This window comes from Aminobacterium sp. (genome assembly GCF_034926885.1).
GTDB lineage: Bacteria > Synergistota > Synergistia > Synergistales > Aminobacteriaceae > Aminobacterium.
In genome coordinates this window covers 35,799-59,337 of sequence record NZ_JAYFQR010000018.1, presented here as the reverse complement: position 1 = coordinate 59,337, position 23,539 = coordinate 35,799, and the positions used below count along the sequence as shown (strand labels likewise).

Genomic DNA, 23,539 nt, shown 5'->3' with positions numbered 1-23,539 from the left:
TCGTGCCTGCCTGCGATGGGTCTCTAGAATATAAGCTCATAGGGTTTTGAAAATGAATGCATTATACAGCGCCCTCCATATTTAATGTTTAAAAGAAAGATGATATACAATAGTTACAAAATTCAAACCTTTTGGGGAGGGGGAAGGGTTTTGACCATTCGAAAGAAGTTGCTTGGTGTTAGTGTATGTGTCCTTATTCTCTTTTCCATGGCGCTGTTTGTTGTGAACCAAAGATCTGAACGTTTTTTTGTCCGTTACTTAGAGGCATCTGGTATGGAAACAATTGCGGCAGATGCTCGGATTGTAGGGGCTTTTTTCGAGAAATACGAAAACTTCATGGATGCGGCGGCCTCTACGGCGGAACAATCCTATCGTCTTGATTCAATTTTGAAACCTGCTTTAGAAAAAATGACGACGAAAATGGCGAAGGATGGGGTAATGGCTGTCTATTTGGGAACGGAAGACGACGGCCGTTTTGTTGTGGGAAGCGACTGGGTTCCTCCTGAAGGGTGGGATCCCCGCGAAAGACCGTGGTATAAAGAAGCTGTAGAGCAGAATAAAGCGATTTTTACACGCCCATATATTGATTCTATTACAGGTGGTGTTGTAACAACTGCTGCTATTCCCGTTTATGAAGACTCTAAATTGATTGGTGTTGTCGGTTGCGATATTGATATTACTACCTTAAGTGATTTCGTGGCTAGTTTGAGAATTGGCGGAGAGGGATCAGGCTTCCTTTTGACTCCAGATGGATTGGTAATGGCAAGTTCTCATGAAGAGGATGTTATGAAGGCCAACATGGCAACTCACCATCAGTTTTCTGAGTCTCTTCGAGGTATTGCAAACCGCATGATTAAAGGGGAATCCGGCATGGATAAATTTATGCAAGATGGTGTGGAACAATATGCTTTCTTTGCTCCCACCCGACACGGTTTTTCTCTTGGCGTTACTTTTCCCACATCGGCAATAAAAACCCAAGTTGGTGCTATTACTCGCCAGTTGCTCTATATTGCCGGTGGTATCTTTTTGCTTCTTTTAATTGTCTTAAGGTGGATTTCTGTTGGAATCAACCGTTCTGTAGATATGCTTACATCTGATGTTAAAGAATTAGGCCAGAAAAATTTGGCTGTTCGCTGCTTTGCGAAGGGTAACGATGAAATGAGTGTTATAGCTACGGAGTTAAATAAAATGATAGATTCATTGAGAGATGCTATGGGTATAGGGCGTCGTCAGGCTCGGCAGACTTTAGACAGTTCACAGGCCCTTAGTGCTCTTTCTGAAGAGACATCGGCTTCCATGGAAGAAGTAAAAGCTTCGGTAGACGAGGCAGAGCTAGCTATTAATTCTATTCTCCAAGCGGCCACTTCCGTTTCAAATGTAGTTCATTCTTCTGAAGAAACCGCTCAAGATGTGGCTAAAGAAACTCAGCAGATAGCGTCGCTGACTGAGCAGGCGCAGTCTCTTACAGAAGAGGTTCGAGAGTTAAGCTCCTCTATTGTGTTGAATATAGATAACGCTGTGCATCAGGCAACTGTTAACGGCGAAGCCTCTCGCCAATTGTTGGGATCTATTGATAAGGTAAAGATCTTCGTAGAGACTATTACGAAAATTGCAGACCAGACGAACCTTTTGGCGTTAAATGCGGCTATTGAAGCGGCACGAGCAGGAGAAGCGGGGCGAGGTTTTGCTGTCGTTGCCGAGGAGGTTAGAAAATTGGCAGAAGAGTCGGCCGAGGCAGCTCAGCAGGTTCGCTCTATTACTGATGTGATAGTGACCGATACGGGTAAGACTAATGAAGCGGCAGAAGCGGTGATAGGCATTCTTCAAGAGGCATCTCAGCGGATAAAAGATACACAGATAAAGGTGGGGGAAACGAGTGATATGTTGCCCCAGATTAATGAGGCGGTGCAGAATATAGTAGAGCTGTCTTATGGGCAGGCAACAGAGGCTCAAACTTTAAGCAAAAACACCGACGAGTCTACACGACGTATTGAGGAATTGTTAGAGACAATACGTCAGATCAGCCAGGCCTTTGAAGATACGGCTCGTGCGGGAGAACAGCTAGCCATAGAGGCTCAAAGAATGTCGTCTCAGGCCGAGGAAACTCAGAATATTATGGAAGAGTTTACGTTAGAAGAAGGCACGGCTCTTATGGCGCAAGCGTAGTTCAAGAGTAGTTAAAGAAGGCTGCAAAAGACGAGAAAAAAGGCAGGAGACCTCAAAAGTAAGACGCGAGGTCCCCTGCCCTAATAATTGACGAGTTATAAATATCGGAGAAATATATTGATGTTTTTGCCCCACAAACATACAAATTGATTTAGGATTTAAAATCCTACTCTTCTTCGTCCTCTTCTCCAGGCTCCTTTACATGAAAAAACTTTACAAAGACATCTTTTACCATATCGTTCAAGTCCAGAATGTCGTAACCCCTTTTGTCATAAAATTTTTGCAATTCGGGTGAGCATTTGAACTTTATTTTTGAGATATGTATCTGAAATCTGACAATGTTGTTGATATCTTCCGCCGGCATTTTCAACTTCCTATACGCGTGGGAAATGTCCCGTAATATATCGGTATAACATTCCTTTAACGGAATATACGGCGGGAAATAAGATGTGTTGTTCAAAGTGGTGAACGAAGGGTCGTAATATTTATAGAGCGCCTCTTCTTCTTCCTCCTCGTCATATTGACGTAGTTGTCTTCTAATCTCAACGAGGGGTTCAATGCGTATCCATGTCTCAATTTCTCCCTGTCCAAAATCCCGGAAAGGATATTCACTTTGCGAACCGTGATATCCTTGGTTTACATACACGAAATCTTTTTTTGATGAAAGGGGATTTGTCCCATCCGATTGTGTCATAACCATCATCCCAATCGCAATAACAATAACGAAAACTATTAAGCCTAAAATAACATATTTTTTATTAACGTTTTCTTTTGCTGACATATATATACTTCCTTTCTGTTATGTTTATATAAAAACATACAACATAATTAGAAAATATCAATCTTTATAGAATGTTTTATGAAAAATAATAAAAAGAGTTCATTATGCTATCAACTATATGATGTCACAAGCTGTACCTCATGCTGCTTTGTGTTATGGTGCTGGGCGCATAAATATACAGCCATTCTTAGCGTTTAGCGTTCGTATTTCGGTTCTTATACATACTCTTTCTCCTCTTTTTTGCCAGTGTTTCGGCCCGTCTAAAAATTATTAAGACTCTATGATTGACAAGGGTGAAGACTTTATATAAGATTAAAATTGTACAAAACAATTAAATCACAAGTTTAAAATGGGTATATAAATGCCGCTTGCAACTTAGTCTATTTAATTTAATTATACTGGGAGGACTTATATTTATGAGAAAAGTTTTTTCAATCAAAAATATGGTTGTGCTCGGAATATGTGGACTTCTGTTTTTTGTTGCCCCAATGAAGGGGCATGCTTTTATCGAAAACATGATACGAAATACGATAGTTGATGGAATTGCCGAATCACAGCGGGAGCAAATACGAGATACCCCGTCCCAGGCATATATTGCTCTTTTGCAGTCTTTTAGCGTTACAACAGATATTGATATTGACGCTAAAATGGCGAGCAAGCTATGGAAAGCAACCCGTCAGCCGTATGTGGATACCCCTAATAATATGTATCTTGGGTACAAAAAAACCGCTCAGGCATGCAGGTTGAGTAAGGACGATTACCAGGTCCTTATTTTTAAAGATAGGGATGAGATTTTTGTCAATGAGGATTCCTTGCGTAATGCGTTTTCCAAGGGAGCAACAGCGTTGGCTTTTATAAGCGATGATACATACCAAAAACAAAATAGCATATCTTCCACATCGTCTACGCTTCGTGATATTGGCTATCGTACAAAAGACCATGGTATTTTTAGTGACATGGCATATATAAACAGTACGGGCAAATATGACCGTAACTGTGAAGTGGCTGTTGCGATTTTGGGAATGACTGAGGGTGGCGACCTCATTGTGGCGGATGTTGATGGTCAATTCCGCTTGTATCCAGTTGATATTTTGGACGATGCCGAGTTTGTCATGGGGTTTCGGTATCTCCCCTATCAGGTTGACCGAAGTCATCTGGTTATAGATGAAGATACTATCGGTAAAAATAACATAGAGGAAAAAACGGAAGTGCGAGATAGTAAAATCTCTCAGGAGAGTGAAGATTATATTGAAAAAATGAGGCAAGAGCTTAAAAACAAATAAACATTGACGTTTAGGTAAAGTGTCGTAAACACTGATAATTTAATTTTATAAATTATTATATTATTTTTTAGCGGAGGTGTTTTTATATGGCGGATATGTATTGTGAGAATTGCAAGAGAATTGTTGGAACAAAGAAAAACTTAACTGGCGGTCTTCTTTGTTTGTTAATTGGAGTGATCTTAATGCTTTTTCTCCCTGTTATGGGATGGATCATTGGCCCGATACTTATTATTATAGGGATAGTCCTTATAATATGTGGTGGAAAAAGATGCTCAATTTGTGGGGGTAAAAACTTAAGCAAAAAAATACCTACAGAAGCGGATAGTGTGTCGACAGGTAAGTGATTTTTTTAGAGTAGCTTTGGGTGAATTATTATAATGTGGAAGGGAAAAGCTTTTTTGTTCATTTTTTTTAAACATAGAACCTTCACAATAACTGAAAAGGAATGAGGTAGAGCTAATTCCTTTTCAGTTATTTATAAGGCCTCGTATAGTTTAGTAGAAACTTGGTCGTTCTTTATCTTTGAACTAAATCTAGCCTTAATAATTTCGTATATCGGTCATTTTTTCTACATCGAATAGACTGCTGGCAATAGAGAGATTGGTAGCGATTCCTTTCTCTATGAGGGGGGCAAAAAGGTTGGCTCCTCCATAGATGATCATATATCCTTTATTCCTGTCTTTTGAGCTTATTCTGTATGAAGGGGAAATAATGCCACCATGCGAAATAAGACCGGAGAATATTGACGGTGTAAGTTTTTTAAGAGCATTTTGCAACTCTTTATACAGAAATGAAGGAAAAATTTTAATGGCCGCAGTAGCGAGTCCATTCCCCGTTTCTACAAGTTTGCTCACAGAGGTATATTTGCCCCGAATAAGAATTTCACCAGGGCTTAAGGTCGTTCCAGTATGAGAAATGATCTCAGTAAAACCACATGCAGTGAAGTTTTCAAGGCGATAGAGCCCTGTTGCTGACGTTTCTACGTAAATTCCCATTTTTTGAAGAGCGATGTCATAGTTTCGAGATGAAACACATACAAGTGCTACATAATCTTTAGAGATATTGCAATTCCAAAGCTTTTCTGGCTCTTTAGCTATACCAATCAATGAAGAAACACATATATTAACTTCAACAGCCTGTTTTAACTCCTTCAGAGCTTTTTCAAGCTTGTCTTTTTCGAGAAGCAGGCAGTTGACCACAATCCTTCCTTTGTTTTTTAATAGATCGTAAGAGTAGTAAGAAGAGAGTTTTTCTGTTTCAAAAGAGGATGTGCCAATACGATCAAAGACGAAGAGCATTTTTGCTTCGTTAATACCTTTTTCTGTAAGATGGGCCCCCCTGTTTCCCTTCCTCGTAATAAGGTTTTCTGTTTCCATATTCGAGAGGTGATATCGTATCGTTCTTGAATCGAGGTGATAGCCACGTTCTTCAAGCTGTTTTCGTATATGTCCTGACGATTGTAATCCTTCAGAAAAATAAAGAATGCGAAGTATCTCTATTACTGTCGCTGCATATTTTTCGTCGGCAAACATAAAAAAGACTCCTTTTTTGCTTGGCGTATTTTCGGAGATTGTTGTCCGAATTGCTATCCTGAATATTAATGATCTATAAAGAAAAAAGCAAGTGTTTTAGTCTTTTAGGCTGCTTTTTGCTAGTTTTTTTGAGTGAAAATAGAAAAAAGTTTATGTTGACAAAATACATTGATTATATTAACCTATGACAAAACGGAAGTCAACTTCCGAAAAAAGAGGAGGGAATGTTGTGGAAAAATGTTCACTTCTCGTGTCTACCGGCAATTTGGGTGACAACATTATTGAAGAAGAATCTTTCTACGAAGGGGTAAAGCACCATATTGATTGTTTTGCTGCCGATGCGGGAACCGCCGACGCAGGTCCTACTTTTTTAGGTGCAAACAAACCTCATAACCCAATTGAATGGGAAAGACACGATCTCGAAGTTATGCTTGTCGAATCGAGAAAGAAAAAGGTTCCCATGATTGTAGGTTCATGTAGCACTACCGGAACAGATCGCACAGTAGATCTCTACGCAGATCTTATTCGTGATATTGCCAAAGAACATCATCTCGCACCCTTTAAAATGGCCCTCATCTATTCTCAAGTTGATAAAAATGAGCTCTTGAAACGAGCTGAAAATGGAGAAACAGAACCTCTCGAAGCAGATTTTCCTCTAACTAAAGAAGTAATAGATCAAACGACAAATGTTACAGCCAGTATGGGGGTGGAACAGATTGTTTATGCACTGGAACAAGGTGCCGATGTAATTATGGCTGGCCGTGCTTGTGACGATGCTGTATTAGCAGCCTACCCCGTATTTAGGGGATTTGATAGAGGAATCAGTCTTCATATGGGGAAAGCCGCCGAATGTGCCTCTCTTGTTTGTTGGCCTCAGATGGTTAAAGAGTCTATTATTGCCACCGTTCATCCAGATCACTTTACTATTGAACCGATGCACCCGAATCAGCGAGCTACGCCCCATAGCTTGGCCGCTCATTCTATGTACGAGCGAACCAATCCCTTTGTTCAGGGGCTGCCTGGTGGAATTCTCGATATGCACGAAAGCGTGTATGAGTCTGTTACAGATCGTATTGCCAAGGTTTCAGGAAGCAAATTTGTTACCTCTCCCGATAGAAGTTACAAAGTAAAGCTAGAAGGGGCTGGCGAAGCCGGACACAGAGTCTATCACTTTGTAGGAATCCGCGATCCCCGAGCCATTGAACATATTGACACGATTATAGAAGACACGAGAAAAAAAGTGTCTCATATTATCGGCCCTTCCAGAGATAAAGATTATGAGCTCTTCTTCCATGTTTATGGACGCAATGCCGTTATGAGAGAGTACGAACCTATTTTGAAAACACAATCTCACGAACTGGGAATTTTTATTGAAGTTATTTCGCATGATTTGGAATTAGCTACCACTGTTGCGAAATGTGCTAAATTCCGCTTTTTCTATATGAGCTATCCTGGTCAAATGAACTCTTCTGGCGGTTCTGTTGCCCTTCTCACTGATGAACCTCTCTACCCACAGAATAAGTGTTATCGCTGGACTATCGACCATTTATTGAGTCTTAAAGATCCCCTTGACAGCGGCATTTTTAAATATCATTTCGAGATGGTAGGGGAGTCGTAATGAAAGTTCCCCTCGATCTAAACAACACGTATCTTTCAAAATTGAGCCGGTTCTACGCAGATAGTAACGCATCGGCTATTCCTGAAGATGTGCTTCTGAAAGCCCGTCGTGTACTTATCGATTTTCTTGCCGAAGTTGCAGCGGGGTATAAAACAGGAGTTTTCCCCGCTATTTGTGCTACATATTTTTTGGCTCTCGGTGGAAAGCCGGAAGCAACCATTCTTTGCTACGGCAAGAAAGTTCCGGCTCTTCATGGAGCATTGGCTCTTGGTGCCTTAGGTCATTCAATCGAATTGGATGATGGGCATAGATGGGGAACAAGCCATCCTGCAGTGGCTATTATCCCGGCAGCGTTGACCGTTGCAGAAAGGGAAAAAGCCGATTTTACACGTCTTTTGAGAGCTATTGTCGTTGGGTATGATGTAATGCTTCGCGCTGCGCGAGCTATCAACCCATCTCACTTGAGAAGGGGCTTCCACTCGACGGGAACATGCGGAGCTCTCGGCGCCGCTGCTGCATGTGCATGCCTTCATAACCTTGATGCCGAATCCTTTGCTTACGCCGTATCTCTTGGGGGATTACAAAGCGCAGGTTTGCAAGAGATGCTTCACGATCATCCTGAAGTAAAACCTCTTCAGCCAGGAAAGGCAGCCCTTGCCGGCGTTTTAGCAGCAGATCTGGTGAGAGGTGGGGCAAAGGGGCCTCGATCTCTTTTTGAAGGAGAGCATGGATGGCTCAAAGCCATGTGTCATAACGAGTTTTCCGAAGATGCACTCATGGGAGATCTGGGAACTCGTTGGGAAATCATGAAGACCTATACCAAGTTATATCCTACCTGTCGGCATTGTCACGCAGCTATCGACCTGGCGAAGGAGGCAAAAAAAACATTAGGTTTGAGCCTTAACGATATTCAGTCGATTCATGTGAAGACATATGCTTTAGGCATTGTCGAAGTCGGCCAGATCTTTGTTCCAGAGACCTTTGAAGAGGCTATGTTCAGCCTTCCCTTTTCCGTAACTTTGGCCCTTGAACGAGGACACGTAACCTTACAGGATTACGACAATGAATCTTTACATAATGAGGTTCTTCGGCAGGCGTCACTCAAAATACGTGTTGAAGAAGATGAAGCTATGAATCGCCTTTATCCAGAAGAGCGAGGGGCCTGGATGAAGATAGATCTGCATGATGGGCGCTCTTTTGAAAAGTACATTCCCGTAGCGAAGGGAGAACCTGAAAATCCAGTATCTGACAGTGATCTTCTGGAAAAACTCAAGGGTATGGTGGATGTCTATTATCCAGAAGAATTCTTAAGCGGCTTATGGCAGATTTGTGTGGAAAGGCCCATAGACTCTGTCTCCTATGGGGAAATTGTTGATCATTTTGGGAGGTTCCACTCATGAAAACAAAAAATATATGTGACCTGGCCAGAACGGTTCGAAGTAAAAATGCAGGGAGCTTCATGATTACTCTTGAGATTATTTTTGACGACCGTTCAGTCTACGAGAAAGTGAAAAAAAGCGGTGTGGTAACTCAGGAGGCTATCGCCCGTGTCTACGATGTTTCTACAGATAAAGTGCTTGATTTTATGTTTTTTGATCCTGGAATGGGTATAAAGGCCAATCTCCGTCGTTCAATAGCCAGTGGCGGGCCATCTGAGACAGATGTATACGGGTGTCAGCAGTACGCGCCACTCTTTTCATTAGAGGTTCCATGGGATGAGTAACAAGCCTTATGCAAGGAAATTAGCCGAATTTGCTGCCGGCGCAACTTTTTCAGATCTTCCTAAAGAGGTTGTTCATCAAGCACGGCGATGCCTTCTCGATACTGTTGGTGTCATTATTGCCGGTTCGGCTATGGCTGATTCATCGAAGGCGATACAAAAATTTGTGAAGAAAATGGCTCCGCAAGGGAAAGCGTCTGTTATTGGAACATCTCAAAAGGTGGAAGGGGCTTACGCTGCTCTTGCCAATGGAGTGGCTGCCCACGCCTTAGAACTTGATGATGGTTCTAAATATGCAACATATCATCCTGGAGCGTCTATGATTCCCACTGCTTTGGCCTTGGCAGAAGAGCGAGAAGCTACATTAGGCGATGTGCTTCTTGCCCTTGCTTTAGGATATGAAGTTTCATTGCGTATTGGTACATCGGTGAATCCCTCTCACTATTTAAAGGGTTTTCATCCTACCGGGACAGTGGGAACTTTCGGCACGACTATTGTAAGTGCCAGTTTATCGGGATTAGATGCTGATGGCATTACGTCGGCTCTCGGTATTGCTGGAAGCCTGGCATCGGGTATTAATCAATACGAGATTGACGGCTCGTATGTGAAACATCTTCATCCGGGGAATGCCGCGAGAAACGGCATATTTGCAACCCGTCTTGCAGAAAATGGTTTCACGGGGCCAGGGGAAATTATTGAAGGGCGATTGGGTTTTGCTCACTGTTTTTCCAATACATTTGTTCCACAAATTCTTTATGAAGACCTTGGTGGAAGGTGGGAGTTCTTAAAAATATACTTTAAGCCCTACTGCTCGTGTCGATATGTTCACTACGCTGTTGAAGCTGTTGAAAATATCTTGAAAGAACATCCTTTTGCGGCCGACGATATCGATTTTGTACGGGTTCGAACCCATCAGAATGCAAAACAGGGGTCTGATATTCCCGATTACCAGACAGTTCTTCATGCTCGGCTCAGTTTGCAGTATGGAATGGGATCAATGATCGTTCGAGGAAAAGCCGGTCTTCAGGAATACACGGAAGAGAGTATTAAAGACGAGCGAGTCAGAGCTTTGGCATCGAAGATCGCAATTGAAGAAGATGCTGAAATACAGAAACATTATCCTGAAAAACGAACAACTATTGTGGAAATAACAGATAAGCGCGGAGAGACCTTTTCTTCAACTGTAGATTATGCCAAAGGAGACCCACTAAACCCCATGTCAGATGATGACATACGAGAAAAATTTAAAGATGTTACCCACACGCTTCTCGAAGATAAACAGCAAGAAGAAATAATGAATTGGATTATGAATGAAGAACCGACGAAGAAGACTCTTCGTAATCTTATGTCTATGCTCTCAGTGAATGAGGGATAAGGAGGAGAATCGAGATGGCAGATAGAATTAATGAAAGTATTTCTCAGTTCATTTTTGATCTCAAATACGAAGATATTCCCCCAGAAGTAACGTTCCACCTAAAAAATATTCTGCTTGATTCTTATGGATGTGGTCTGTTTGGTTCAACAACACCGTGGATGAAAATCTACAAAGATGTACTTTTGAAAATGACAGACAGACAAGAGGCCACAATTTGGGGAACGAATCAAAAAACATCCACTACGGCGGCTATGATGCTTAACGGTTCTGCCATCAATTCTTTTGAGCTTGATGATACTCATACAGATGGCATTATTCACGTTTCCACGGGAGTTTTGGGATGTATTACTGCTTTTGCAGAAAGTCTTGGAACTGTATCTGGAAAAGATTTTCTGACAGCCGCGGTATTAGCTTTTGAAATTGCTTGTCGTGTCGCGGCTCCTATCGGTACAGAGCTGGCACATCAGGGATTTAATAACACCGGTACGTGTTGCCCATTCGGATCGGCTGCCGGAGTAGCTAAAATGTTGGGGCTGACTAAAGAACAGGTAATTCACGCTATGGGCATTACGGGAAACTGGTCGAGCGGTCTTCAGGCTGTTCAATTTGCGTCTATGGCAAAACGTATTGTGCCGTCGAAGTCTTCTGAAGGGGCCATTGTTGGTTGTCTTTTGGCCAAGGAAGGATTTACCGGCATAGAAGATGTTTTCGAGAATAAATTTGGTGGTTTCTATAATTGTTTCACCGATGATGTCTATAACATAGAACGAACGGCTGGTGAGCTTGGAGATCGTTGGGAGTTGCTTGGCATAGGTTTGAAGTTCTATTCAACGTGTCGCAGCAAGCATTCTACCATCGACACCCTTCGCAGATTCAGACAGGAACATCCGGAAGTTAAACCTGAAGATATTAAGAAAATAAGAGTGGGAACAACTTCGATTACCCATAAATATTCAGTTGATGCTGACGCCATTACCAGCGTTGTAGCAGCTCAATTGAGCCATCCCTATGTATGTGCTGTAACCATGCTTGAAGGAAATGCCTTTGTAGACCAGTTTACTGAAGAGAAAATTCGTAATAAAGAAATTCTTGATTTTGCCAAAAAAGTTGAAGTATACACCGATGAAGAGATAGAAAAGCTTCCACGAGCTCTTCGTTACACAGTAAATGTGGAAGTGGAACTGAATAGCGGTCAAAAATATGCCATGAAAACAGAGTACCCAAAGGGACATCCGAAAAACCCGTTCACGAAAGATGAATTACTTTGGAAATTCAACTCTCTTGCGGGAAAAGTATTTACCGACGAAGAACGGCGCAAGAATATTGTTGAAGCCGTGCTTAACCTTGAAGAACTAGATAATATTCAGACACTCACAAGCCTTTTGAGAAAAGAGGCATAAGAATGGCTCGCGGGAAGACCATTGTCGAGAAAATAATATCATCTCATTGCGGGCAGGATGTATATGCTGGGGATTTTGCCGTTGTCAATGTGGATTTGGCTATGGCCCATGACAGCACTGCTCCTTTGGCTATTCAAGCTTTTCGACAGTATGAAGAGCCTCGTGTTTGGGATGCTTCCCGTTTGGTTTTTGTACTCGATCATGCTGTTCCCAGCCCTAATGAACAGGTGAGTCGCCTTCATTCGATGATTCGCGACTTTGCTCATGAGCAGAAAGCGCATCTTTTCGAAGCAGGAGAAGGAATTTGTCATCAGTTGCTTGCAGAACAGGGTCTTGTGAGACCTTCAGATATTGTGGTGGGGTGTGATTCTCACACCTGTACCTATGGAGCTTTGAATGCTCTTTCTTTTGGTATCGGTTCTACTGATATGAGTGGCGTGTTACTTACAGGTCAGCTTTGGCTGAAAGTTCCTGAAACACTGAAGCTCATTTATGAGGGAAAGATGCAAAAGGGAGTAAGTGCCAAGGATGTAATGCTCTTTACTATTGGCAAGTTGAGATCTGACGGGGCTGATTATCTGGCCCTTTCTTTTACAGGTGAAGCCATAGAAAACATGGAGATCTGCGATCGTTTAACCATGTGCAATATGGCTATCGAATGCGGGGCGAAGGCTGGCATGATGGAGTGTGATGATAAGACAAAAGCATATCTTTCTGGTCGGTCAAAAATGGAAATTTTACCTGTTTTTGACGACAAAGATGCCCTCTACCGTGATACTATAACAATTAATATTAGTGCTTTAGAACCACAGATAGCCCTTCCCCATGCTGTGGATAATGTTTGCCCCGTAAAGAAAGTTGAAGGAACAGAGATCCAGCAGATTTTTATTGGTACATGCACCAATGGCAGGCTTGAAGATTTGCGAGCTGCGGCTTCGATTTTGCGCGATAAACATATTAGTTCGAGCTGTCGGCTCATTGTTGGTCCTGCATCTCGTGAGGTTTTGCGAGAGGCCATACGTGAAGGAATTATAGAAGTTTTACTTCAGGCGGGAGCTACTATTATTCCACCTGGCTGCGGACCTTGTCCAGGAACACATTTAGGGGTTCCTGGGGATGGCGAAAAGGTTCTTTCTACAGCCAATCGGAATTTTAAGGGACGTATGGGTAACAATAAAGCCTCTATCTATCTTGCTTCACCAATGACATGCGCAGCATCTGCTTTGAGGGGATGTATAAGTGATCCCCGGGAATTTCTCGAAATGGGGGATGCGTAATGATTGAGGGACGTGCACACCTTTTTGGCGATAACATAAATACAGATTACATTATTGCCGGTAAATATACGAAAACCCTTGATTATTCCGTTTGGGTTAGTCATCTCTTTGAAGACATTTCTCCGGGGTTTAGTCAGAAGGTGAAGCCTGGCGATTGTGTTGTTGCCGGTCGCAATTTTGGATGCGGTTCCTCGCGAGAACAGGCTGCTGTAGCTTTGAAATATGCCCAAGTCGGGGCAGTTTTGGCAAAATCTTTTGCCAGAATATTTTTTAGAAATGCTATCAATCTCGGAATTCCAGCACTTATTTGTAATACTGATGAAATCCACGATGGAGATCAGTTGGAAATTGATTTAACCAACCAGAAAATTTATAACCTCACAACACATCAAATACTCACAATTGAGCCACTTCCTGATGTAATGATCCAGATTCTTTCCGAAGGTGGGTTAACTCCCTACTTGAAAAAATTCAAGACATTTAAAAAGCCCCAGGTAAAGGAGGGACGCGCATAACGAAAATAGTCGTAATGTAGAAATAACTGAAGATACTTCTGTAGAGAGAAAAGGGGGAAACACAATGCAGAAACATAGAAAGTGGTTATTTGTTACATGTCTGCTGGTGATCTTTTCTTTAGGAATTGCAGGAGCAGGTTATTCACAGGAGACCAGTTTGAATATGGGCAGCACCTCATCATCTTCTGGCGTATATGCATGGTGTGTGGCCGCTGCCAATGTTATCAATAAGGCAGATGCGGGGTTAAATGTTACTGTTGTTGAAAGCGGAGCTGGAATTGATAACCTTAAGAAAGTTCGTGACGGTGTTTTTGATTTTGCTCTTTGTATCGATTTGCCTTCTACACTTCAGCTTTATGAAGGCACAGGCACTTTTAAGGGAGAAAAACCCTACACAGATGTGCGCTGGCTCTTTTTAAGAAATGTTTTCGCCGATCGGCTTTACGTGCGTAAAGATGCCAATATCAAAACTTTCGCAGATCTTGCCGGTAAAAGATTTTGCCCAGGCATTCCTGGTTCAGCTTCAGCTTCGTATGTAATGCAATATAACGATATTTTGGGAACTGGCATCAAATTGATGCCCATGGCCTACGGAGATGCTGTAAATGCCCTTAAAGAAGGGCGTATTGTTGGGCTTCAGAAATCAAGCGGGCTTAACTCGATGGATGCCTCTCTTATAGAAGTGAATATATCTACCCCTCTCGCTGTTATTGGCTACTCCGAAGAAGATGTGAAAAAGATTCGTGAAGACATTCCAAGCATGAGTTTCATGACCACTAAAAAAGGAACAATTTCTCAACTTCCAGATATCGGACCGATCTGGGAAGAGTGCCCCATAGCTGGAGCAGTTGCCAGTACTCGTATGTCTGAAGAAGTGGCATATAACCTCATTAAGGCATATATGGAAGGAATCGAAGAGGTCGCAGCCGCTTACGCTCCCATAAAAGGATGGGATCCTGTTGCAGATTACTTTAAATTCGCATCAGAAGATGCTTTCATTCCAGCCCATCCAGGGTTGATTCGTTATGCGAAAGAAAAAGGGATAGAGGTTCCTGAATACTTTATTCCACCTGAGTATAAAAAATAGGTCGTATAAAGCGTGGAGGTGGAGATTCCTTCACCTCCTGCACCCTCGATATATAACATAAGAAGAGGGGGGAGAGAGGGTGAACGTACAGAATTTCTTTAAGAAGCATATAGGCAGCATTTTATTTTGGAGCGGCATTGTCTTTTCTTTAACACAACTTATCGTTCCTATCTATTTTCAACATTTACTTGATATTCAAGTTCGGGCTCTTCACGTAGCGTTAGGTGTTTCTATTGCATTGCTGAACTTTCCCTTTCGAAAAAAGGGTGACGATAGCGAGCGTTCCTACGTTTGGGATATCTTTCTTATCGTTGTTATTGTTGTTGCGTGCGTCAATATTGTTTTGAAAGCGCTTGATGTATATATGAACCCCGGAGGGGCTACTTCTCTTGATCTGCTTTTGGGAACAGCTCTTATGGTTATAGTTCTTGAAGCGGCTCGTCGCACTGTTGGTGCTGCTATACCCATACTTGTTGCCCTTCTGTTTAGCTATATCTATGTGGCTCCTTATTTAGGCGGTTTATGGAAGATTCGAGGCTTATCTTTTGAGTTTGTCATGAATTCTATATATTATTCTCCCCTTGGTTTGTTTGGTAGTGTAACAGGCATGTCTGCTACCTTTATTGCAATGTTTATTATCTTCGGTTCTCTTCTTTCTGCTACCGGAGGAGGAAAGACATTCATTGATTTAGCGCTGGCTCTTACTGGCCGTTTCGTTGGAGGCCCGGCGAAAGCAGCCGTTATTTCAAGTGCCCTCTTTGGCAGTATTTCAGGAAGTTCGGTTGCTAATGTTATGGTAACGGGCAGCTATACCATTCCCCTAATGAAACGACTCGGATATCGTCCAGAATTTGCCGGAGCCGTTGAAGCTATTGCCTCTACAGGAGGCGGAATTACACCTCCTATTATGAGTATTACGGCTTTTATGATGGCCGAGTTCTTAAATATTTCGTATTTGAATATTATCGGCTACGCCCTTTTACCCTGTTTGCTTTTTTATACAGGTGTTTTGAGTGGCGTACATTTCCAGACGAAACGGAGAGGATTGGCCTCGGTTCCAGAGGATGAAATTCCACGTTGGAAAGAAATTCTGACTTTTGAGCGAATGGCAGGATTGCTTATTCCGACGGCGCTCCTTCTATACCTCATCGCCACAGGACAACCTCTTTTGAAAGCGGGATTTTATGCCTGTATTTCATCTATTGTTGTTTTGATTATCAGCGATGCTTTAAAGAAAAAAATCAAAGAAACGCCCCAAAAAATACTGTCAGCTCTCAGTGAGGCAGGTTCTGACGTTGCCCGTATCGCTCCCATTCTTATTTCAGTGAGTATGCTTGTGAATCTTATTGGAATAACTGGAATCGCTCCTAAAATAAGTGGCCTGATTCTTGATTATGGAGGGTCTAATCTTTTTATAGCGTTGCTTGTCGCTACTATCGTGCCCTTTCTTCTAGGAACCTCCCTCCCTGTTGTGCCCACTTACGTTCTCTCTGTTTCCATTCTCGTTCCTCCTCTCTTGAAGATAGGCATTGATCAGGTTGCAGCGCACCTTTTCTTTATCTATTGGGCCATTCTTGGAGGCGTAACTCCGCCTACATGTACAGCAGCAGTTGCCGCATCAAGTATTTCTAAGGGGAATTGGGTAAAAACAGGTTTTAATGCCGTAAAACTCGGGGCTGTTGCCTTTATATTGCCATACTTCTTTGCTTTAAACCCCTCTCTTGTCGGAAGAGGAACGTCTCTCTCTATTTTGAGTCACGGTTTAACTGGGTTTATCGGGGCAATTTCCATAGCTTACGGGTTCTTTGGTTTTGGAAATAGCATTATGGCGAAGATCAGCCGAGTGCTCTTTTTTGTCAGTGGAATATTACTTCTTTTCCCTGACGTGAAGCTTTCTGTGATTGGAATAGTCGGTGTATGCGTTGCTTTCTTCTGGAATAGACTGATTCTTAAAAGAGAGCGCCTTAATTTTAATGGAGGGGTAAGAGTTGAAAAAAACAACGAAGCTTAAACATATGATTCTTGAGCGTCGTGCCCTTGTTTGCCCTGGAGCACACGATGCCCTTTCTGCAAAACTTATTGAAAGAGCGGGGTTTGAAGCTCTTCAGGTGAGTGGCTTTGGATTATCGGCAACATGGTTAGGGTTGCCAGATATGGCTTTTCTTTCCTTTGGAGAGATGTTGCAATTTACGAGGAATATAGTTAACGCTGTTGAGATTCCAGTTATGGCCGATGCAGACACAGGATTTGGAAGCAGTATTAATGCCATGCATGTAACAAAGGAACTTATCCGGATCGGTGCTGCCGGCATGAACATTGAAGATCAACTTTTCCCTAAACGATGTGGCCATTTAGAGGGAAAACAAATTATTCCCATGGAAGAGATGGTTATAAAGCTGAAAGCTTGCGTGAAAGCTCGGAATGAACTTGATTCTGACTTCGTGATCAATGCTCGTACAGATGCTATTGCAGTTACCGGTATAGATGATGCCATCAACAGAGCTAATGCTTATGCGGATGCAGGGGCAGATTTGATATTTGTCGAAGCGCCTCAATCGAAAGAAGATATTTTACGAATAATAAAAGAGGTAAAGGCTCCTATTAGTGTCAATTTGTTTGATGCAGTGAGTGGAGGTAAAACGCCGCTTATCCCAATCGAAACGTTGAAAGAGATGGGTGTGGGGCGTGTAAGTATTCCAGTAGGGCCGTTGTTTGGCGCCATGAAAGGAATGCAAGCATATCTTGAAGCGATAGCAGGAGGAAAGTTGGCTGAAGGTAGAGATGATTTAGTAGTTCCTTTCGGGGAGTTTAAAGATGTAGTTGGTTTTAACTTTTTCAGGCAGTTAGAGAAAGATATCTAGCCTATAAAAGTTGACGTAGAGAAACTAAGCTACTGGAAATGCTGATTAGTTCAGCTTCCCAGTAGCTTTTTTAGTGTGTTAAAAGTTTGCCTTGGATTTATACCCTTGACAAAAAGAAATCTTTGGGTGTACCCTTGTCTTGTACCACTGAATGGACATGCGTTTCTCTGAGCGGAACCAGGAGGTGAGAAAATGGCAGAAAATAGTTTGCAATTAGTTGATAGAGTAGTTTCAATAATGGGTTTTCTTTCTGAAAAACAAGAGGCTATTGGAGTTTCTGAAATAGCCCGTTCGGTGGAGTTATCGAAAGCGACAGTTCATAGAATTTTGAATACTCTATTAGGTTATAGTCTCGTTCTCAAGAACGAGCGTGGCCAATATCAAATAGGTCCTGGAGTTCTTCTTTGGGCTAATTCTTATAGAAAACGTTCTGGCTTATCAGCAGTAAGTGCTCCCTTCTTAAAAGAATTATTAGCTTTTACAGAAGAGACGATTCATCTTTTTATATTCGAAAATGGAGAAGGCTATTATCTCGAAAGAGTTGAAAGTCCTCAGCCTCTCATCACCCGTTCAGCAGTAGGGTCCAAATTACCACTTCACAGTTCATCCGCTGGGAAAGCTATCTTAGCTGCTCTTCCTTTAGATGTTTTTAACGAGTTTATGGAAAAAATAGAATTTACTCCCCGTACTCCCAACAGCATAACTGACAAAGAGGTCTTGCGCGATCAGATTGCTAAATGGAGAAAGCTTGGCTATAGCGAAGAAATAGAAGAAAACGAGCCGGGAATTCGTTGTGTAGGGGCTGCTATCTGTGATTCTAAGGGCTATCCCATAGGTGCTATAAGCGTATCTGCTCCAGCATTCCGTTTTGACGACGAAAAATCAGCGTTAGTTGGAAGAAAACTTCGTGAAGTAACTGCGGCAATATCGGCGAAGTTTGGGGCGTAAATAAAGGTAGTTTTTAATGGTCAGACCATTAACTTTTATTGGTCTATTAATCGTTACATTTTAAAACAGGAGGTGCGTTTTTTATGAAATTTCTGGAAACAAAAACACCGTGGATGACGGAAGATTGGTACACGAGTCCGTGGAACTTTTCCGAAGAGGCCAGAAAGGGGGTCGAGTTTTCTAAGAATCTTCAGTTTCATGACGTTTCCCTTCGGGATGGAGAGCAGCAGTCTGGTTTGATCTTCAATAAAGATCAGAAGATTGCGTTGGCAGAGAAGTTGGCTGAGCTTGGTATTCATCGTATTGAAGCTGGTATGCCTGCTGTTTCAGATCAGGATGAAGCTGCTATTCGTGAGATCGTAAAGAGAAATCTTGGCCCAACTATTTTTGCTTTTGCCCGTTGCATGAAAGTTGATGTTCAGAAGGCTTTGGATTGTGGCGTAAAGCATATCGTTATGGAGGTTCCCACAAGCGATCACTTAGTGAAATATGCTTACCGTTGGGATATGCAGAAGACAATTGATCTCTCTATTGATGCGACGTTATTCGCTCATGAAAACGGGATGTATGTTTCGTTCTTCACAATTGATGGAACCAGAACTGATATTAACGATTACCTCAACCTGATTCAGAAGATTGCTACAGAGGGTCATATGGATGAACTCACCGTAGTCGATACTATGGGTGGTTTGAATCCTCACGCAGTTCCTTATTTGATTCATAAGGTTAAGGAGCGTATTCCTGATAAACCAATCGGAATTCACTTCCACGATGATTATGGTTTGGGTGCTGCTAATACAATTGCTGGTTTGGCCGCTGGAGCGGATATAGCTCACACAACTATTTCCGGAATAGGCGAACGGGCTGGAAATGCTCCCTACGAAGATGTTGCTTTGGCTCTTCTCACTATGTATGGCGTAGATACAGGCTTGAATTACGATAAGATGTACCCCCTCTCTAAGTTCCTTCGTGATATGACAGGCCTTACAGTTCGCCAGAACCGTGGAATCGTCGGAGATCATGTGGCTGATATCGAGTCTGGAATCGTTGCAGGCTGGTATAAGAACGCAGCTGAAGAGGCTCCTTTGGAGTTGTCTCCCTATCTCTATGGTTTAACAGGACATCCTGATGCGAAAGTAACTATCGGCAAGATGAGCGGGATTCCGACAGTAGATATTTACCTTGAACAGTTGGGACTCTCTACTGATGATAAAGAGTTGAAGTTAGAGATAGTTAACGCTGTAAAAGCGAAGGCCTTCGAAAAGAGTGATCTTCTCGAGCTTCGAGAGTTTGAAGAAATAGCACGTAAGATTCTTAAGAAGTAGCACCATATTCAGTATTACTAAGGACGTGAAAGAAATGAAGACACCGAAGGTTCTAGAAGGGTTTCCTGCTTCTGGCATCAGGAAGATGGCACAACTCTCAACAAAGTATAAAGATGTGATCTTCCTAGCCTTTGGCGAACCCGATTTTGATACGCCAGCACATGTTAAGGAAGCAGCTAAAAAAGCTCTTGATGAAAATTTGACCCATTATTCAAGTAATATTGGCGCCATTGAATTTAGAGAGGCTGTTGTTGAGAAGTACAAAAGAGAGATGGGACTGGAAATTAAGCCGGAGAATGTCATTGGAACTATAGGCGGTATGGAATCACTTTTCCTTGCTTTCCTTTCAAACTTCAATCCTGGCGATGAAGTTCTTGTTACAGACCCATACTACTCAAACTACTTAACGCAGCTTCACGTAGTAGGCCTGAAGCCCGTGTTGGTCCCCCTTTACGAAAAGAACCAGTTCAGGCTCCAGGCTGAGGACGTCGAGAAGGCCGTCACACCTAAAACTCGCGCCCTTGTATTGAACTCCCCATGCAACCCAACAGGAGGAGTTATTGATTATGATACCATGAGCAAAATCGTAAAGGTAGTAAGAGAGCATGACCTTATGGTTATTTCTGACGAGGTCTACGAGAGCATTCTTTACGATGGAGCCATGCACGTGTCTCCTGCGCAATTCCCCGAGATACGCAACAATGTCATCATCGTTAACAGCCTTTCCAAAACATACGCTATGACAGGCTGGCGCATTGGGTATGCCGTTGCTTCTGAAGAGGTTATCAATAATATGTGCTGCCTTCAGCAGGCTGTGACAGACTGTATTCCTACCTTTATACAGCACGCAGCAGCGAAAGCTTTGACTGGCAGTCAGGAAGCCACTCTGGATATGTTGAAACAATATACTTGCAGAAGAGATATTGTTGTTGACGGACTCAATGAGATACCTGGAATTTCATGTTCTAAAACGGCTGGCGCTTTCTATGCTTTCCCGAATATAAGCGCATTAGGTAAAACATCAGAAGAATTTGCTATCGATCTTCTCGATAAAGAGCAGGTTGTTACTGTTCCCGGATCCTACTTCGGAAAAATGGGAGAGGGCTTTATCCGGATATCATTTGCAACATCTGAGGATAACCTCAAAGAAGCCGTTCGCCGTATTGGACGGTACGTTGAAAAGTATTGCACAGTTAATGCTTAACTCCTAAGGGGAGGCATATTGATGACACGGTCAGAGATTTCCTATGACGAAAGTGTTTTTAGAAAACAGATAAGCCCTCGTATAGCCCATATGCGTAAAGATGTGGTTTCCGCCAAGCCGATTCTGTGCAGCGAGCGCGCCTTGCTTGTTACAGAGGCATATAAGGAAACTGAAAATACTCCACGGGTTATGAGAAGAGCGCTGGTTTTCAAGAAAATAATGGATCATATGACGCAAAACATCTGGGATGGCGAATTGATAGTCGGTAGCCATGGTAGTAACGGGCGACGATCTGCGCCACTCTTCCCTGAGTATGCAACGGCATGGCTCGAAGAAGAGATAGACGAGATGCTTGAGACAAGAACTCAGGATACCTTTATAGTTCCTCAGAAAGTAAAAGACGATCTTAAGGGAATTTTCCCATATTGGCATGGAAAAACTCTTCATGAGCGTTATCGTGCCATGCTTCCCGAAGAGACGAAACGGGTGCGCGATGCCTATATGTTCACTCGTGATCTCTTTGAGCGTAACGGATATGGTCACGTAGCCTACGATATTCCCAAGCTTTTGAAGGTCGGGCTTAAAGGAATTAAAGAGGAGATTTGTCAGAAGCTGAGCGAACTTGATTTAACGACAGCAGAAGATCTTGATAAGAGACTTTTCTATGAAGCCCTTCTTGTATGTTGCGATGCCGTTATTGGCTATGCCAGACGGTATGCGGAAAAGGCAAGAAGTCTTGCTGCAGAAGAAAAAGATGCTGCTCGGAAGAGTGAGCTTGAAAAGATTGCCGATGTCTGTTCATGGGTTCCTGAGAATCCTGCCCGTGATATCTGGGATGCTATTCAGGCCGTTGCGTTTATGCAGCTGATCATTCAGACAGAGACTAGCGGAGATTCCGTTTCTCCGGGAAGATTAGATCAATATCTCTATCCCTACTATGTAAAAGATATAGCCGATGGTCGTTATACCATCGACGAAATACAAGAATTACTTGACTGCCTCTGGCTCAAATTCAACGAGATTATCAAAGTTCAGGATAGTGAGTCTATTCGTATTCATCCGGGGTTCCCGATGACTCCGAATTTGACTATCGGCGGGCAGACTCCTGAAGGAGAAAATGCCGTTAACGAGCTGAGCTATCTTATGTTGAACAGCCAGGAGCATATCCGTTTGACGAACCCTCAGTTTACAGTTCGTTTCAACGAGAAAACTCCTCAGGATTTTATTTTGAGGGTTGCTGAAATCGTACGACTTGGAACAGGTGTTCCTGCCATGTTCGGTGATGATGCCTGTATGGCTGCCATTCATAGAACACTTCCCGATATGCCTCTTGATAGAGTTCGAGACTTTAGAATTGTAGGTTGCGTTGAGCTTGCTCCTCGCGGCTTCCAGGGGCGTGTAAATGGTGGCTTCCTTAACGTTGCCCGAGTTGTTGATTTAGCTCTTAACAATGGCGTTGATAGACTTACTGGAGAACAGATTGGCCCTAAAACTGGCAATATCAACGACTTCAAGTCATTTGATAGTGTCATTGATGCAGTGAAAGCCCAGATGAACTATTTTGTGACTCAACAGGTTATCAACGCAGCAGTAGTCGATATGGTCCAAAGAGATCTAACTCCTCATTTGTTTCTTTCAGCTCTGATCGAGGGGTGTATTGAGAGCGGTAAGGATATGACATGGGGTGGATCTCTTTGGGGCGCCACACCTATTCTTCACGTGGGGATGGCAACGGCCTCCGATTCCCTGGCTGCTGTGAAGAAAGTGGTTTTTGACGATAAACAAATAACTATGGCGGAACTAAAGAGTGCTCAGGATAGTGACTTTGCTGGGGAAAACGGGATAAAAATTCAGAAGATGTTGCTTGATGCACCTAAGTATGGCAACGACGATGAAGATGCTGACGCCATGGTTCAGACAATGACCAACCTTACTTTCGATGAGATTGAAAGACATAAGGATATTGATGGTCGACCCTACACATCGATGATTTTGACCTTGGGGGCTACAGTTCCCCATGGTTGGAAGACAGGAGCTACGGCAGATGGTCGAAAAGCTACAATGCCCGTATCTGATTCCATGTCTCCATCGAATGGAGCAGATAAAGAAGGCCCCACGGCGGTTCTTAAATCTGCGAGCAAGATTGATCAGACACGACTTATGGAAGGCAACGTCCTGAATTTAAAGTTTAGCAGAACAGCTTTGGATGGGGATGAAGCCCTTCACAAGTTTGCAGACCTTGTGTGCGCATATCTTATTGATCTTAAAGGTCAGGAAGTTCAGGTTAACGTTGTAGATGGAGCTACGTTACGAGATGCGCAGAAGCATCCTGAAAACTATCAAGATCTGGTCATTCGCGTAGCAGGGTATAGTGCTCGTTTTGTCGAGTTGGATAAAGAACTTCAAGACGACATTATTCGAAGAACAGAACACCAGACGGTCTAATG

Annotated in this window: 19 protein-coding genes; 17 read left to right on the top strand and 2 right to left on the bottom strand. The window is 42.7% G+C overall.

Annotated elements, in window-relative coordinates; translation table 11 throughout:
* Positions 1 to 150 precede the first annotated feature (150 nt).
* A complete protein-coding gene (locus VB083_RS08405; protein ID WP_323401960.1) occupies positions 151 to 2,166 on the top strand; it encodes a methyl-accepting chemotaxis protein in 2,016 nt (671 codons plus the stop codon).
* A gap of 166 nt (positions 2,167 to 2,332) precedes the next feature.
* On the opposite strand, the gene VB083_RS08400 is transcribed toward VB083_RS08405, so the two are convergent.
* Entirely contained in the window at positions 2,333 to 2,947 is a 615-nt protein-coding gene (locus tag VB083_RS08400; protein WP_323401959.1) for a hypothetical protein, read from the bottom strand.
* Between the two features lie 416 nt (positions 2,948 to 3,363).
* Between VB083_RS08400 and VB083_RS08395 the strand changes: the two genes are divergently transcribed.
* A complete protein-coding gene (locus VB083_RS08395; RefSeq protein WP_323401958.1) occupies positions 3,364 to 4,230 on the top strand; it encodes a hypothetical protein in 867 nt (288 codons plus the stop codon).
* Positions 4,231 to 4,316: 86 nt separating this feature from the next.
* Positions 4,317 to 4,574 carry a hypothetical protein gene (locus tag VB083_RS08390; protein ID WP_323401957.1) on the top strand — a complete coding sequence of 86 codons (258 nt, stop codon included), beginning with the start codon at positions 4,317 to 4,319 and terminating at the stop codon, positions 4,572 to 4,574.
* A gap of 195 nt (positions 4,575 to 4,769) precedes the next feature.
* On the opposite strand, the gene VB083_RS08385 is transcribed toward VB083_RS08390, so the two are convergent.
* Positions 4,770 to 5,762: a DUF128 domain-containing protein gene (locus VB083_RS08385; protein ID WP_323401956.1), complete on the bottom strand. Its 993-nt coding sequence runs from the start codon at positions 5,760 to 5,762 to the stop codon at positions 4,770 to 4,772.
* 229 nt (positions 5,763 to 5,991) lie between these two features.
* Here VB083_RS08385 and VB083_RS08380 point away from each other — a divergent pair, with 229 nt between their 5' ends.
* The 14 genes from VB083_RS08380 to VB083_RS08315 all read left to right on the top strand — a co-directional run bounded on the left by VB083_RS08380 (position 5,992) and on the right by VB083_RS08315 (position 23,537).
* Positions 5,992 to 7,380, top strand: coding sequence for an acyclic terpene utilization AtuA family protein (locus tag VB083_RS08380; protein WP_213691199.1), 1,389 nt, complete (start codon positions 5,992 to 5,994; stop codon positions 7,378 to 7,380).
* Positions 7,380 to 8,780, top strand: coding sequence for an MmgE/PrpD family protein (locus tag VB083_RS08375; RefSeq protein WP_213701635.1), 1,401 nt, complete (start codon positions 7,380 to 7,382; stop codon positions 8,778 to 8,780). The genes VB083_RS08380 and VB083_RS08375 overlap by 1 nt, the downstream gene beginning before the upstream one ends.
* Positions 8,777 to 9,103: a DUF4387 domain-containing protein gene (locus VB083_RS08370; RefSeq protein WP_213691201.1), complete on the top strand. Its 327-nt coding sequence runs from the start codon at positions 8,777 to 8,779 to the stop codon at positions 9,101 to 9,103. The genes VB083_RS08375 and VB083_RS08370 overlap by 4 nt, the downstream gene beginning before the upstream one ends.
* On the top strand, positions 9,096 to 10,475 hold the full coding sequence (locus VB083_RS08365) for an MmgE/PrpD family protein (RefSeq protein ID WP_213699565.1): 1,380 nt from the start codon (positions 9,096 to 9,098) through the stop codon (positions 10,473 to 10,475). The genes VB083_RS08370 and VB083_RS08365 overlap by 8 nt, the downstream gene beginning before the upstream one ends.
* A 14-nt stretch (positions 10,476 to 10,489) precedes the next feature.
* The gene (locus VB083_RS08360) at positions 10,490 to 11,875 is read left to right on the top strand and encodes an MmgE/PrpD family protein (RefSeq protein WP_213691203.1); all 1,386 of its coding nucleotides are present in this window, start codon (positions 10,490 to 10,492) and stop codon (positions 11,873 to 11,875) included.
* Between the two features lie 2 nt (positions 11,876 to 11,877).
* Positions 11,878 to 13,152: a 3-isopropylmalate dehydratase large subunit gene (locus VB083_RS08355; RefSeq protein ID WP_213691204.1), complete on the top strand. Its 1,275-nt coding sequence runs from the start codon at positions 11,878 to 11,880 to the stop codon at positions 13,150 to 13,152.
* Positions 13,152 to 13,667, top strand: coding sequence for a 3-isopropylmalate dehydratase small subunit (locus VB083_RS08350; RefSeq protein WP_213691205.1), 516 nt, complete (start codon positions 13,152 to 13,154; stop codon positions 13,665 to 13,667). Before VB083_RS08355 ends, VB083_RS08350 begins: the two co-directional genes overlap by 1 nt.
* A 64-nt stretch (positions 13,668 to 13,731) precedes the next feature.
* A complete protein-coding gene (locus VB083_RS08345) occupies positions 13,732 to 14,754 on the top strand; it encodes a TAXI family TRAP transporter solute-binding subunit (RefSeq protein WP_213701637.1) in 1,023 nt (340 codons plus the stop codon).
* Between the two features lie 79 nt (positions 14,755 to 14,833).
* A complete protein-coding gene (locus tag VB083_RS08340) occupies positions 14,834 to 16,765 on the top strand; it encodes a TRAP transporter permease (RefSeq protein WP_213701638.1) in 1,932 nt (643 codons plus the stop codon).
* Complete coding sequence (locus VB083_RS08335; RefSeq protein ID WP_213695619.1) at positions 16,743 to 17,615, top strand: isocitrate lyase/PEP mutase family protein; 873 nt, start codon at positions 16,743 to 16,745, stop codon at positions 17,613 to 17,615. Before VB083_RS08340 ends, VB083_RS08335 begins: the two co-directional genes overlap by 23 nt.
* Positions 17,616 to 17,807: 192 nt before the next feature.
* Positions 17,808 to 18,563, top strand: coding sequence for an IclR family transcriptional regulator (locus tag VB083_RS08330; RefSeq protein WP_213691308.1), 756 nt, complete (start codon positions 17,808 to 17,810; stop codon positions 18,561 to 18,563).
* Positions 18,564 to 18,646: 83 nt separating this feature from the next.
* On the top strand, positions 18,647 to 19,888 hold the full coding sequence (locus VB083_RS08325) for a LeuA family protein (protein ID WP_213691309.1): 1,242 nt from the start codon (positions 18,647 to 18,649) through the stop codon (positions 19,886 to 19,888).
* 34 nt (positions 19,889 to 19,922) lie between these two features.
* Positions 19,923 to 21,092: a pyridoxal phosphate-dependent aminotransferase gene (locus VB083_RS08320; RefSeq protein ID WP_323401955.1), complete on the top strand. Its 1,170-nt coding sequence runs from the start codon at positions 19,923 to 19,925 to the stop codon at positions 21,090 to 21,092.
* A gap of 21 nt (positions 21,093 to 21,113) precedes the next feature.
* A complete protein-coding gene (locus tag VB083_RS08315) occupies positions 21,114 to 23,537 on the top strand; it encodes a glycyl radical protein (RefSeq protein ID WP_213691311.1) in 2,424 nt (807 codons plus the stop codon).
* The last annotated feature ends 2 nt before the right edge of the window (positions 23,538 to 23,539 follow it).

Bases quoted from the DNA above. Each gene is read 5' to 3' on its own strand.
- VB083_RS08400 (WP_323401959.1), bottom strand. From the start codon at position 2,947: ATGTCAGCAAAAGAAAACGTTAATAAAAAATATGTTATTTTAGGCTTA.
- VB083_RS08395 (WP_323401958.1), top strand. From the start codon at position 3,364: ATGAGAAAAGTTTTTTCAATCAAAAATATGGTTGTGCTCGGAATATGT.
- VB083_RS08390 (WP_323401957.1), top strand. From the start codon at position 4,317: ATGGCGGATATGTATTGTGAGAATTGCAAGAGAATTGTTGGAACAAAG.
- VB083_RS08385 (WP_323401956.1), bottom strand. From the start codon at position 5,762: ATGTTTGCCGACGAAAAATATGCAGCGACAGTAATAGAGATACTTCGC.
- VB083_RS08375 (WP_213701635.1), top strand. From the start codon at position 7,380: ATGAAAGTTCCCCTCGATCTAAACAACACGTATCTTTCAAAATTGAGC.
- VB083_RS08370 (WP_213691201.1), top strand. From the start codon at position 8,777: ATGAAAACAAAAAATATATGTGACCTGGCCAGAACGGTTCGAAGTAAA.
- VB083_RS08365 (WP_213699565.1), top strand. From the start codon at position 9,096: ATGAGTAACAAGCCTTATGCAAGGAAATTAGCCGAATTTGCTGCCGGC.
- VB083_RS08360 (WP_213691203.1), top strand. From the start codon at position 10,490: ATGGCAGATAGAATTAATGAAAGTATTTCTCAGTTCATTTTTGATCTC.
- VB083_RS08355 (WP_213691204.1), top strand. From the start codon at position 11,878: ATGGCTCGCGGGAAGACCATTGTCGAGAAAATAATATCATCTCATTGC.
- VB083_RS08350 (WP_213691205.1), top strand. From the start codon at position 13,152: ATGATTGAGGGACGTGCACACCTTTTTGGCGATAACATAAATACAGAT.
- VB083_RS08345 (WP_213701637.1), top strand. From the start codon at position 13,732: ATGCAGAAACATAGAAAGTGGTTATTTGTTACATGTCTGCTGGTGATC.
- VB083_RS08330 (WP_213691308.1), top strand. From the start codon at position 17,808: ATGGCAGAAAATAGTTTGCAATTAGTTGATAGAGTAGTTTCAATAATG.
- VB083_RS08325 (WP_213691309.1), top strand. From the start codon at position 18,647: ATGAAATTTCTGGAAACAAAAACACCGTGGATGACGGAAGATTGGTAC.
- VB083_RS08320 (WP_323401955.1), top strand. From the start codon at position 19,923: ATGAAGACACCGAAGGTTCTAGAAGGGTTTCCTGCTTCTGGCATCAGG.
- VB083_RS08315 (WP_213691311.1), top strand. From the start codon at position 21,114: ATGACACGGTCAGAGATTTCCTATGACGAAAGTGTTTTTAGAAAACAG.